The sequence below is a fragment of the Streptomyces sp. NPDC046977 genome, from assembly GCF_040644455.1.
In the GTDB taxonomy this organism is placed as follows: Bacteria; Actinomycetota; Actinomycetes; order Streptomycetales; family Streptomycetaceae; genus Actinacidiphila.
This window is the reverse complement of the sequence record NZ_JBEYWO010000036.1, coordinates 67,963-79,565: the sequence shown is the minus strand read 5'-3', so window position 1 is coordinate 79,565 and position 11,603 is coordinate 67,963. Positions and strand designations below refer to the sequence as shown.

Below are 11,603 nucleotides of genomic sequence, written 5' to 3'. Positions count from 1 at the left end.
ACTTCAAGGCGCTGACGCTCAGACCGTGGCCGCGGGGACCGGGAAATCATCGACACACCCCGACCAACGCCATACGACCGGCCCAGGACACTCCCAGACCGGTCACACCATACGAATCAACGACCCGCGAAGTACGGGTCTAGATGCCTCCGATCGTGCGGCACTCTCGGCGAGCTCCCCAGTACCCCTGATGTCGACCCGGCGCGCTGAACGTCGGCCGGCAGACCCCGTGGTGTTGGTAGGCGTCCCGGTAGTCCGACACCACGGGTGATGCACTGAGCGCGGCCAGGTCTGGGCCCTGGCCGCGCTCAGTGCCTGGCGGTGACCGGTATTCAAGCCACTGCCGCGCCGACCTGCTGGACCGCCGGGGCCGGGTACAACTGCGGGAGGTGGGCGGCGAGCGCGCCGAGGTTCCCGGTGTAGTGCAGGGTGTTCATGCCCAGTCGGCCTGCCGCCGCGGTGTTCTCGGCCCGGTCGTCGACGAACAGCACCCGCTCGGGGTCCGGCCATCCTGCGGCCGCGAGGGCTGCCTCGTACGCCTGCTTCGCGGGCTTGTTGATGCCGATGCCACAGCTGTAGACACTGCTCGCCATCAGGCTGCACGACCACTCGGTCATGTCGAGAGCCTCGGAGAGAGCCGCTGGAGCATTGCTCAGCAGGACGAACTTGGTGCCGGCGCGGTGGGCGGCGCGCAGCAGGTGGATCACGGCGGGGTCGACGGTCGTCCACATGGCCATGTCGGCCTCGATGAGCTCGGGCAGCAGGTCCATCAGGGGGCGATCGGTGCGCAACAGCAAGCCCGAGGACCAGAATTCCGTGTTGGTGAAGGCGCCGCTGTCGTACCCGGGGCGCCGATTCCAGAAGGCGTCCTGGAAGGCGGCAATGCGGTCGAGGGGCCAGCCGGCCAGGGTGGCGAGCCGTTCCCAGTCGGAGGTCTTGGGTTGCAAGCCTATGACGCCGTTGTAGTCGAGGATCACGGCGTCGTATCGGGTGGCGGGGGGACGGAGGGTCATCGGGGGGTCTCCAGCGCGGTTCGGGAGGCGGCGGCGACAACGGCCGCGAGCAGGACAGGAAGGGCCAGCGCAGCCGGGAGGCTGCCGGTCAGGGAGGCGAGTGCGCCGATGACGGCCGGGCCGGCCAGGAGGCCGAGGTAGCCAGTGGTGGTGACTGCGGCGACGGCGCGCGGGTCGTGCCGGCCGGCGGCGGTGATCAGAGCGGGCACCGTGGCCGACAGGCCCAGTCCCAGGGCTGCCCATCCGGCGAGGGCTGCGGGTGCGGCGTCCGCGAGCAGCCCGGCGGCGAGGCCTGCGGTGGCCAGTGTCGCACCCGTGCGAACGAGGATCGGTGCGCCGTAGCGGGCGATGAGCCGGTCCCCGGCCAGGCGTCCGGCGGCCATGGCGGCGCTGTAGACGGCGTAGGCGGAGGCGGAGACCGCGGCGGTGGCGCCCAGGTCGTGGAGGTGGACCGCGGACCAGTCCGCTGCTGCGCCTTCCCCCAGCAGGCAGGCTGCGGCGAGCGCACCGAGCAGCCACAGCCGGGCGTGGGGTGCGCCTTGCTGGGTCGCGGGTTGGTGACCGGTGCCGGGTGCCGGTGTGAGGCGGGTGATGCTGCGGGTGGCCGGGATGGCGAGCAGGATGCCGGCGGTGGCCGCGAGTCCGGCGATCAGGAAGACCGTGCGGTGCGAGGTGTGGGCGGTGGCGGCCGCTGCGGCGGCCCCGCCGAGGGCGCCGAGCGAGAAACCGGCGTGGATCCCGGACAGGATGCTGCGGCCGTAGGCATCCTGGCAGCGGACTGCTGCCACGTTGGCTCCGACGTCCAGGAGCCCGTGTGCGATTCCGAAGCAGGCTGCGGCGGCGATCAGCGTGGTCAGGGTGCGGCAGGCTCCGAGGGCGGCCAGCGCCGTGCAGAGCGCGATGGCCGGGGCGGTCAGCAGCCGGGCCGGGCCGTGGCGGTGGGCTATGCGGCCGCCGAGGTAGAGGCCGACCACGATGCCGGCGGCGGAGGCCAGGAGTACCAGGGACAGCAGCCCGGGTGTGAGGTGCGCGGCGGCCTGGACGGCGGGCATCCGTGTGCCCCAGACCGCCATGAGTGCGCCGAGGCCGACGTAGTAGCTGGTGAGGAGTCGTCGTGCCGTCACCGGGGGCGATGCGGGTTCCGCGACGGCGGCCGCGGGGGCGAGGGCGGTCACCATGAGGTCAACTCCGCTGTGGTGAGCTGGTGGAGGACGGTGGTGGTCAGGCGGGCGGGGTCGGTGTCGACGGTGATCAGGTCGCGGTCGGTGGCGCTGAGGAATCCGGCCCGCTGGGCGCTGGTCAGGAAGTGCAGGAGCGGGTCGAAGAACCCGTTGATGTTCGCGACGGCGATCGGCGTGTGGTGCAGTGCGAGTTGGGCGCCGGACCACATCTCGGCGAGTTCCTCGAGGGTGCCCAGTCCTCCGGGCAGGATCAGGAAGGCGTCGGCGAGGTCGCGCATCACGGCTTTGCGGGTCGTCATGGTCGCGACGACTTCCAGGCGGGTCAGTGCGGGGTGTACGACGTCGGGCTGGTTGAGGCTGCGGGGGATGACGCCGGTGACCTGGCCACCGGCGGCCAGCGCCGCTTCGGCGAGGGCGCCCATCAGGCCGATCCGGGCGCCGCCGTAGACGATCTCGACTCCGGCGGCGGCCAGCAGGGCACCGGTGGTGCGGGCGGCTCGTCCGAAGGCGGGGTCCTGGCCTGGGGACGAACCGCAGAACACGGTGATCCGTAGCGGACGCTGCGTCACGGACGGATCGGCGGCCGGGGTGCGGGCGGAATCTGTCAGTTCTCGCACAGGGTGACCTCGCATCCCCGGTCGGCCAGCGCGGGCAGCGCGGCGGCCAGGGCCAGGCGCTGCTGGTGGGCGTAGTCCAGGTGGGCCTCGGTGACTGCCTCGGCGAAGGTCGCGCGGCGCATGCGTGCGGCCTGTCCGCGCAGCTGGCCCGGGTCGAGACCTTCGCAGGTGCACAGGTCGATCAGTTCGCGGTAGCCGATCACTTCGCGCAGCGGTGTGCGGGCCTCGGGGTCCGGCCACAGGTCGGCGAGTTCGTCGACGAGGGTGCGCTCGCCTGGCGGCGTGCCGTAGCCGAGCATGCGTTCCACCCGGTCCGCGATCTGCTGCGCGTGGCCGATGGCGCTGCCTTCCAGCCAGCACTCGACGTGCACGGCCGCCGCGGCTTCGCACCAGTCGTGGCGGGTCACGAGTTCGCGCAGGATCGAGATCGATCCGCCCTCCAGCACCACAGCGCCGACTCCGGCGTCGTGCAGAGCCTTGCGGTGGTGCACCGTGCGGTCGACGGCCTCGGCGGCGGAGATCGCCCCGGCTTGCACGGGTCGCTGGATGGGGTAGATCCGCTGTGTGCCTTGGAGTTCGCCCGGGGTGGGGCGGCCGGAGCCGACGGTGAGCTGCGTATGGCACTGCACGCGGTCCAGGGCCAGGACCGGGCTGCCGTGGTGGCGGGCGAGTTCGACGGAGCGTGCCGTCTTTCCTGCGCTGGTGACGCCGACCACAAGGTGAAGCGAGGTCATTGGTCATCTCTCCTGCTGGGGGCCCGCGGCGGGGGGCGCGGGATCGAGGAAGGCGTGGGAGCCGATGGGGCCGCCGGCCCGGCCCGGTCAGGTCGTCCGGGCCGGCGGCCCCGGCTCACGGGGGTGCCGGGATCAGGTCACCGGTTGTACGGGCAGGCGGTGTTCTCCGGCAGGCACGTCTGGGTGTCGAGGTAGGCGGCGCTGACCCAGCCGTAGGTGCCGGCCTTGAGGCCGGTGCGGGTCTTGGTGTCGGTGGAGACGTAGTACCAGGAGCCCTTCGTGCAGCGGGCGGTGAGCCGGTCCTTCTGGTACAGCAGCCCGAGAGCGCTGTAGGTGGTGCCCGGGCCGGTCCGCAGCCGAAGGCCATCGGTGTACGGCCAGACGTCCTGGTCGCGGATGTTGACGGTGCAGGCGCTGGAGCCGACGGCGGCCGACGCGGTCGGGGCCAGCGCGATGCCGGCGCCGACGAGGAGGGCCGAGGCCGCGGCGAGCGTGGCGGTCGTGGTGCGGAGGCGCATGTCAGGTCTCCCTGTGGTGTCGTGAAGGGACGGATGTGGTGATGGGGTGGGCGAGAAGGATCAGAGCGGCGGCCGCGGCCGCGAGCGCGCACAGCTGGTAGCCGTGGTCGATCCCGCCGCCGAGGCCGGTGCCGGCAGCGAGGCCGACGTTGACCGTCGCGACCAGCCAGCCAAAGGCCCCGGTGACGGCTCCGGGCGTGGCCAGCCGAGCTGCCTGGGCGAGCGGCGCAGGTACCGGCAGTGCGGTCGCGGGAACTCCCCCACATGGAAAGACGGCACGAGGAAATGAGGCGAGCGGGGCCCGGCGAATAGAGGCGCGGGCGGCCGGTGATTACGGCTTGTCGGTGAAGTGGCCGATGTTGATGACCTTGAAATTCGGGCCGTAGCCGTACACGTCGAAGCGCAGGGTGTGCTTCTCGACGTAGTTGGGGTGCTTGCAGCTGATGGACTTGCCGTATCCGCTGATGCCGCATTCGGCAAGGTAGGAGATGTCGGCGGTCTGGTCCCAGACCCACACCGTGAGGCCGAAGCCGTCGTTCTTGGTGTCCTTGATGTAGATCGTGTCGGTGGCGCTGGTGAACTTGACGATGCCGCGGCTGTAGGTGTGGGTGCTGCTGGCCTGGGCCGTGCCCGTCCCGAGGACGAGCGCGAGAGCAAAGGAAGCTCCGGCGACGGCAGCCACATTCCGTGCAATCTTCATGTGCAGGTCCTGTTCATCAGGCGAAAGAGTGCAGTGCTTCGGGCCGTTCGAAACCGCGATCGGGCGAGAGCGTTTGGCAAGGCACGCAGCGACGGCGTCATGGACGCGGCATCGCTCGGGCTCTACTCGATCCTGTTGACCGCGGAAGTGGCAATCACGAAAGCCTTCCGGCGCCTAGTTTTCTCACCCAGTGGAATCCTGAAGGTGTTGCTTTCACTCAGCGGAATGGCGGCCGCATTTCCGCACGTGACAGTTGCGGTGTCTGGCAGAGCGCGCAGCGGGTACCGCTGTGCGGTGGGTGCGGTGCTTACGTCCCCCGGCGGTGCCGCTACCGTCCTGGCGGCAGCAGTGGCTGGCCGCAGAATCGGTGAGGGAGCCAAAGCCTGGCGGCACGGTCGCCCCGAGTGCCGTTGACCGGTGCTCAGCCTCCCCGACAGCCCCGGATGTCCCTTGCGCGGCCTGGCGCGAACGGTTCCATGGTCTACACGGGCATGGCGGGTGAGCCGTGAGCGTCAGGGTGAGGGCACACGGGACCGGCCTGGGGCTACATCAGCGGGAAGGCGCTGGCTTCAGGGCTCGGTGGGCGGTCTTCGGCTGGGCCTTGGCCGGGCCGGCGTGGTGGCGCGAGTGCCCTGCCGAGGTCGAGTTTGGCCGGCCGTTGCGGGCAACCGACTGGGGCAGGGCCGCGCTGTCCTGGACGGGTCTGCTTGTGCTGAGCTGTTACCGAGACCGGCGAGGCGGCCAGGTCTTTGGAGGGTGCGGTTGCGACGGTGCCAAGCGTGGCGTGATGGAACCGACGCCCTCGCTGACGAGAGCGCGGCCGGTGTGCCGATGGCTCGGGGGGTTCCGCTTCATCTGTCTGACGACACACCACGGCAGAAAGCGGCGCTGGCCCCCAAGCATCACGCCGGGCGGGATTCTTACGCTGCGCGCTTCGCGCGGGGGGCACCGCCCCGAGTGCGTAGCGTGACACCGGACTCGGTGAGGAGACGGTGGACGAAGCCGTAGGAGCGGCCGGTGCTCTCGGCCAGCGTCCGGATCGAGGCGCCACCGTGGTATGCCGCGCTCAACTCAGTTGCGAGCTTGACGCGCTCGGCTCCGGTGACCTTCGTGCGCTTCTCTACCATCGCTGTTCTCCTTCGCTCTGTCCAGAAAATCATCTTCCCGCATGGCTTCGGCGCTTAGCAGGGGAAACAGCAAAGCCGGGTGACGGATCCCCGCTGGTTGGCGGCGATCCGTGCGCCTCCTCCGTGCGCCTCCTCCGTGCAGTGCAGCCACGGTCGCCGTGAGCGAAGGTGAACGGGCTCACATGCGGGTGTATTTCACTGAGTGGAAGCTGAACGGGCGGGATTCTTCGTGGCGTCCGCGGATGTGGGGTGGGGCGTCGTCGACGGGGGTGAGACGGCGCCCCACCCGGCCGTGGGCGTCGTCGGGGGTCGGCAACGACGCCGGCAGGCCGCCCGGAGATGCGAGCCGGGCGATCGGAGGCACTTCATACGTACAGGTCGACGGGCGTGTGCCGCCACTGTGGCGGCGGTCTCGGGGTCAGGTTTCTCACCTGCCGGAACGGTGAGCGTCTCGGTTCCGGTCACCGGCATGAGGCTTGACCGGGCGAGGCATTGGGGCATGCCTTCCGGAACGGCGGGGTCCGAACTTGAGGTGTGCACAGCAGATCAACATTGTTTTTCCTGCGCCTGCCGTGAATGATGAGATCACCAAACCACGCAACTGGTTGGCTTGCGGTGTTGCTGGCTGCATGCGGACGGGGTCCCTGACGCTGAGCCGGCCTGCGTGACCGCCCTGCCCGCGCGCGGCCGGGGCGCTGGGCGCTCCGCGGTGAACAGTACCGGTGCGGAGCATCTGGACAGACTGATCTTTCCTGCCCACAGGTTGATAAAGGGGGTCTCCTGGTGGTCACAACCCTTGCTGCGGCTCCGACGTCGGAGCGTGGCAGTGCCGTATCTCGCACGATGGCTGTCCTGAACGCGGTGCGGCGGCCTGGGTCGCACGGCCCGATCGACGTCGCCGCCTGCGCGGGGCTTCCGGTGTCGACGACGCACCGGTATCTGCAGGCCCTGGTGCGTGAGGGCAGGGTCCGCAAGTGCGAGGAGCCCAAGGGGCATTACGTGGCGTGCGCCGATGCGGCGCCGTCCGGCGCTCTGGGGGCTCTGGAGGAACTTCCTCTGCGGGTCCCGGGCAGGACACCCCCGGCGGTTCGCGCCGCGCTGTCGTCACTGCAGGCCCGCACGGGTCAGATCGTGCTGCTCCATTCGCTGGTCGGGATGCCGATGATGCGGCTGTGCACGCGGCGGCTGCTCGGCGGGCACGGAAGGGATCTGCTGGTCACGCCGGTGGGGCGGCGGGACATGCTGTGGGGGGCGGCGCTGGACACCGATCCGGATGCATCCGGCTTGGTCATCCGCGCGTGCCTGGACGAGCTCGGCGACCCGATGTTGCGGGAGATCCGCAGGCAGGGCTTCGCCAGTGAGAGGTCCCCGCTGCCGGGCTGGCACAGCACCGCGGCGCCGTTGTGGCGGAGTACGACAGTCGTGGGTTCCGTCGCGGTCCTGTCGCCCGGCGGGCGAGAGACGCACGTGTACTCCGTAATGGACACCGCGGGCGTCATCAGCGGCTACCTGACCCGGACCGCGAACCGCAACGCAGGATGAGACCGGCTGCTGCAACGCCATCAGCCCGCCACGGAATCCGTGGCGGGCTGATCTGTGTCCTGGCGTCCGGGAGCGCCAGGCAGCAGGTCAGACGGGGAGCAGGCCGCTTCCCTGGGTGGTGATGGGGTGGTCGAGCAGTGCGTCCTCGGACACCGCGAATCCGGCCGCGAGGGTCATCGCGTGCGGCGCGAGGTCCTCGATGGCGTTTTCGATCGCATCGGGAAGGTCTTGGACCTGGTCCGCGGTCAGGCGGCCGTCTGCGAGCAGGTCGCCGCTGAAGGCGGCTATCCGGCGGAGCGCGAACAGCCGGTGCAGGTGGTGGAGGAGGTAGTCGGCGTCGGGGTGGGTGGCGTTCTGGGCAGCGTCGCGGAGCGCCGCCGCGGCCGTGTGGTGGGCGTAGGCGTCGACGAGCTGCAGGGCTGAGCTGACGGTGCGGTTCCAGCGGTTGAGGGGACCGCCGGCGGCGCCGCTGCGCAGGCGGGTGCGGGCCCGGCTGTGCCAGATCCGGGCGAGGTCTGCGAGGAGGTCCTGGAGGAAGCCGGGGTCTGCCAGGTCGCGGTCCGCGGGGGGCGTCGTGCTGGGCTGTTCCGGTGTGAAGTGCCCGAGAAGGAGTTCACCGGCCGCCTTGGTCCAGATGACAAGGTTGTCGCCTTCTGCGGTGATCGTCCCTTCGTTGGCGGCCAGCTGGAAGGCGATGCCGTTGGACAGCAGGAGGCCTTGGGCGCCGCACCGTTCCCGGCACTCGGTCATGACCTCCCGGGCCTTCCAGGTGATCCAGCCCTTGGCGATGGCGGTGAGCCGTTCGCCGTCCTCGCGCTGCTCTGTGGTGTTTGCCTGGGCCCAGGTGCGCAGGGCGGTGCGGTGCAGGAAGTTGGCGGCGTAGGTGGTGGCGAGGGCGTCGAGCAGTGGCGCGTGGTGGCTGCGGTGCGCGAACAGCGGGACGGTGTTGCCGCCGGTGGCTCCGGAGGTCTGCCGGTTGTGGGCGTGCCGGACGGCGACGGTGACGGCGTGGCGCATCGTGCCGAGGCTGTAGGCGGACATGCACAGTTTGCCGGTGGTGACGCGTCCGACGGAGGTGAGGAACCGTTTGCGGGGGCTGCCGATGGAGCTGGTGAACTCGCCCTCTGGCGTGAGTCGTCCGTGGTCGCTCTGCAGGAGCGCTTCGTAGGGGAGCCAGACGTTGTCGAAGGTGGTGGCGCAGTGGTCCACAGGGCTGGTCGCCGTCTGCGGCAGCCGCTCGATGTGGATGCCGGGCAGTGGACGGCCGGTGGCTTCGCTCAGCGGCACCAGGAACAAGAAGATGCCTCGGTCGGTGCCTTCGCCGGTGATGAGGCGGGCCGCGACGACGGCTGCCTTGCTGCCGCCGGCGGAGCTGGTGTTCGGCATCCATTTACGGGCGGCCGGGCAGGGGGTGTGCAGGGTGAAGGAGCGGGTCGCCGGATCGTAGGTGGCGGTGGTCTCCATTTGTGAGGCGCTGTTGCCGTGGCCGGCCTCGGTACACAAGAAGGTGCCGATCCGGCGCATGTCGGTGAAGGAGCGCAGATCGCGATCGTTGTCGTGGTCGACCAGGCTGCCGAGGAAGAGGTTGTAGTGGATGGAAGCGATCGTGGCCATTCCCGCGTCGGCCGGTCCGGCCCACTCGTGCAGGGCAGCCAAGCGCTCGACGTCCTGGACGAAGGTCTCCGGGTCCGTGACGGCTGCATTGATCCGCCGGAGCCGGGCGTAGGAGAGTGCGATGCGTTCGTCGGGAAGGAGGCCCTCCTGGAAGCGGAACGCGTCGGTACTGAACAGTTCGCGCCAGCCCTCGTGGTCCTGGGTGAACCGGTCGCCGAACAGTGACTGGGTGAGCGCTGCGATGGACGACGTGCTCTGATCAGGCAAGAGTTGGAGATTCACGCTCCGGAACGCTATCGGAGATGACTCAAAACGATCAGACCTGACCGACATGATGATCGCCACGATTGGCGCCGCCGGAATGGCGGTATCTACCCGCGGAATATGCGCTGATGCGCAACACGCCTGTGGCGTACGCGACTTGTGTCCCAACCGACGCCGGGGAAACCCGTGATACCGGGTCAGCGATCCTACCGTGCGGTGGAGGCGCCGCCGCACCCACCCCCTCCCCCCGGCCGCCCACGTCATCGGGCCCTGCTCGTTCCCCGCCCGACCGTCGTGAGCGACGTCGCCCGAGAGACCTGCAAGGTCCGGTGAACGAGCGCAGGTCCGTACACGGCCTCGGCGGCCGGCCGACCGAGGATCTGAACGGCAGAGGTGACCAGGGAGCCGTCGCCAGCCAGGAAAGCCGCCCATGCCGCGCGCCGCATCGACTGCGATTCCTCGCTGGTCAGATCCTGCGGGCCGGCAAGAGCAGGCAGCTCCTCTCCCCCGCCGGCGGCCGCGGCAGCACTTTCCCTGACCGCCAGGGCGACCGTACGACGGACGGCGAGACTGCTGGGCATCTGCCAGTCCCCGTCGAACCGTTCACCGCGGCCCCGCACCCGCACGATGGCGTGCCGTCGGGCGGCCTCGAGAGCGGCGTGCCACCGTTTCACGGCCCGGGCGCGTTTGCTCGGGGTGTCGAGGATGGATACGGCCCCGTCCAGCAGGGTCGCCAGCAGGCCGGAGGGCCGGTGGACCCGGTTGGGCTCGCCCCGCAGAAGGAGCCAGGCGCACACCTCATCCGCGCTCCAGCCAGCATCCGCCACGGAACGGACCACCCAGGCGATCCGCGCTACCGAGCTGCCACGCAGCCAGGCGACACGGGCAATGAGCTCGCGGGCCAGCTGGTAGCGGCGGCCGACCTTGTTGAGGGAACCCCGCCTGCCAGCCCTGCGGGGTGCTCGTGAAGTCTTTCTCCCCCGCAGGCGTCCCTTCTCAGGGGGAAGGGAGGTAGTACCCGCAGTTTCAAGAGGATCTGAACCACCCTGCATTGGGGTGCAAGGCGACGCTGCCGAGGACAGGACCGCAGGCCGGCGGGCGGAGCGACGTCGGCGCCCGCGTCGGGTCAGGTTGCGCGCCATCCTCGACAGCCGGCGCATCAGCGCGCGGCCGCGGTCGGCTATCCCGGTCAAAGCCCGGATGTAGCGGTCGCTGGGCCGGGTGATCAGACCGAGGGCGGTGTCGAAAGCCCTCGGGATCGTCCAGACGAACTCCGAGGCCCGACCGCCTGCTCCGGCGACGCGTGTGCCCTTGGTCCGGTAGGCGAGGAGGCCGGACTCGCGCAGGATGCCAAGGTGGTACTGGACAGTCCGGGGTGACACATCAAGGGCGCCCGCCAAGTAATCCACGCTCGGGCGGCACGGGGACAGACGCCCAAGTTCGGCAGCGACTCGCAGGGTCGTCTTCCCGATGCGCTGAGGACCGTGACCGCGTGCGGTGCGGTATATGGAAGCGATATGGGCCCAGCACACGGCCTGCATCCAGGAGTACGCGTCGGGCGCGATACGCCCCGAGGTCGTGGACAGCCACTGATCGCCATTTGCCACCGGCAGTACGGCCGGTGCAATGGAGGGCTGGTCAGCGCGGTCGGCGGTGGGGGCGATCGACACGCGGCATGATCCGTTTCTGGGTAGCACGGCATGAACCCGTGGCGTCGCATCGATCGCTACGGGCCTGAACGACCAAGGGGGTAGCTCTGCAGCGGCTCAGTGATCGGTCAGGCGCACACCCCTGACATGTGACAAGCGGCTGGTGCGGCGGCCTGGGACGGCGTAGGACCGGTCAGTGCCGTAGCAGCAGGCGCCCCGGAAGCGGTGCGCAGGTCGGCTGCTACAGGAAGTGCGCGCTGCGGGCGCCAGCTGATGTGGGCGACTGTCCGGTCGGTACGGTGAATCCGACCGGACGTGCAACTGCCGAGCTTCGAGGTGCCCAGCATGGCCGAGCCGACTGCAGCGGTCTCCAGGACCGGATGGTGGGAGGCGCACCATCCCACGCCCCAGTTCGTGCTGGTCAGCCGGTTGGATGCCTCGGTTCGGTACTGATCGAAATGGCCGGTGCTCATGGCGTCGACCGGGTTGGGTGGATCAGGAGTCGAGGGCAGCGCCGAGGTAACCGTCGGGCCAGCCCGAGACGTTGACGCCATGGTGACCCCCGTCACATGAAGTCGGAACCTTTCCACGCTCGTAAAACAACCAGCTGCGTGGTTTGATCGGGATCATGATTCACGGGAGGG

At 69.8% G+C, this 11,603-nt stretch carries 10 protein-coding genes; 1 reads left to right on the top strand and 9 read right to left on the bottom strand.

What is annotated here, in order from left to right:
* Positions 1–332: 332 nt before the first annotated feature.
* From ABZ883_RS36885 to ABZ883_RS36855, 7 genes are all read right to left on the bottom strand, one after another.
* On the bottom strand, positions 333–1,013 hold the full coding sequence (locus ABZ883_RS36885) for an HAD-IA family hydrolase (protein WP_360914354.1): 681 nt from the start codon (positions 1,011–1,013) through the stop codon (positions 333–335).
* Positions 1,010–2,191 carry an MFS transporter gene (locus ABZ883_RS36880; protein ID WP_360914351.1) on the bottom strand — a complete coding sequence of 394 codons (1,182 nt, stop codon included), beginning with the start codon at positions 2,189–2,191 and terminating at the stop codon, positions 1,010–1,012. Before ABZ883_RS36880 ends, ABZ883_RS36885 begins: the two co-directional genes overlap by 4 nt.
* Complete coding sequence (locus ABZ883_RS36875; RefSeq protein WP_360914348.1) at positions 2,185–2,763, bottom strand: TIGR00730 family Rossman fold protein; 579 nt, start codon at positions 2,761–2,763, stop codon at positions 2,185–2,187. The genes ABZ883_RS36880 and ABZ883_RS36875 overlap by 7 nt, the downstream gene beginning before the upstream one ends.
* 35 nt (positions 2,764–2,798) lie before the next feature.
* On the bottom strand, positions 2,799–3,545 hold the full coding sequence (locus ABZ883_RS36870) for an isopentenyl transferase family protein (protein ID WP_360914345.1): 747 nt from the start codon (positions 3,543–3,545) through the stop codon (positions 2,799–2,801).
* 137 nt (positions 3,546–3,682) lie between these two features.
* Positions 3,683–4,063: an SH3 domain-containing protein gene (locus ABZ883_RS36865; protein ID WP_360914342.1), complete on the bottom strand. Its 381-nt coding sequence runs from the start codon at positions 4,061–4,063 to the stop codon at positions 3,683–3,685.
* A gap of 331 nt (positions 4,064–4,394) precedes the next feature.
* Positions 4,395–4,763: a hypothetical protein gene (locus ABZ883_RS36860; RefSeq protein WP_360914339.1), complete on the bottom strand. Its 369-nt coding sequence runs from the start codon at positions 4,761–4,763 to the stop codon at positions 4,395–4,397.
* Between the two features lie 920 nt (positions 4,764–5,683).
* The gene (locus ABZ883_RS36855; protein ID WP_360914336.1) at positions 5,684–5,923 is read right to left on the bottom strand and encodes a helix-turn-helix domain-containing protein; all 240 of its coding nucleotides are present in this window, start codon (positions 5,921–5,923) and stop codon (positions 5,684–5,686) included.
* A gap of 750 nt (positions 5,924–6,673) precedes the next feature.
* Between ABZ883_RS36855 and ABZ883_RS36850 the strand changes: the two genes are divergently transcribed.
* A complete protein-coding gene (locus ABZ883_RS36850; protein ID WP_360914333.1) occupies positions 6,674–7,432 on the top strand; it encodes a helix-turn-helix domain-containing protein in 759 nt (252 codons plus the stop codon).
* An 87-nt stretch (positions 7,433–7,519) separates the two neighbouring features.
* Here the strand turns inward: ABZ883_RS36850 and ABZ883_RS36845 are convergent, their stop codons facing one another.
* Complete coding sequence (locus ABZ883_RS36845; protein WP_360914366.1) at positions 7,520–9,289, bottom strand: acyl-CoA dehydrogenase; 1,770 nt, start codon at positions 9,287–9,289, stop codon at positions 7,520–7,522.
* Between the two features lie 281 nt (positions 9,290–9,570).
* The gene (locus ABZ883_RS36840; RefSeq protein WP_360914330.1) at positions 9,571–10,980 is read right to left on the bottom strand and encodes a helix-turn-helix domain-containing protein; all 1,410 of its coding nucleotides are present in this window, start codon (positions 10,978–10,980) and stop codon (positions 9,571–9,573) included.
* Positions 10,981–11,603 lie beyond the last annotated feature (623 nt).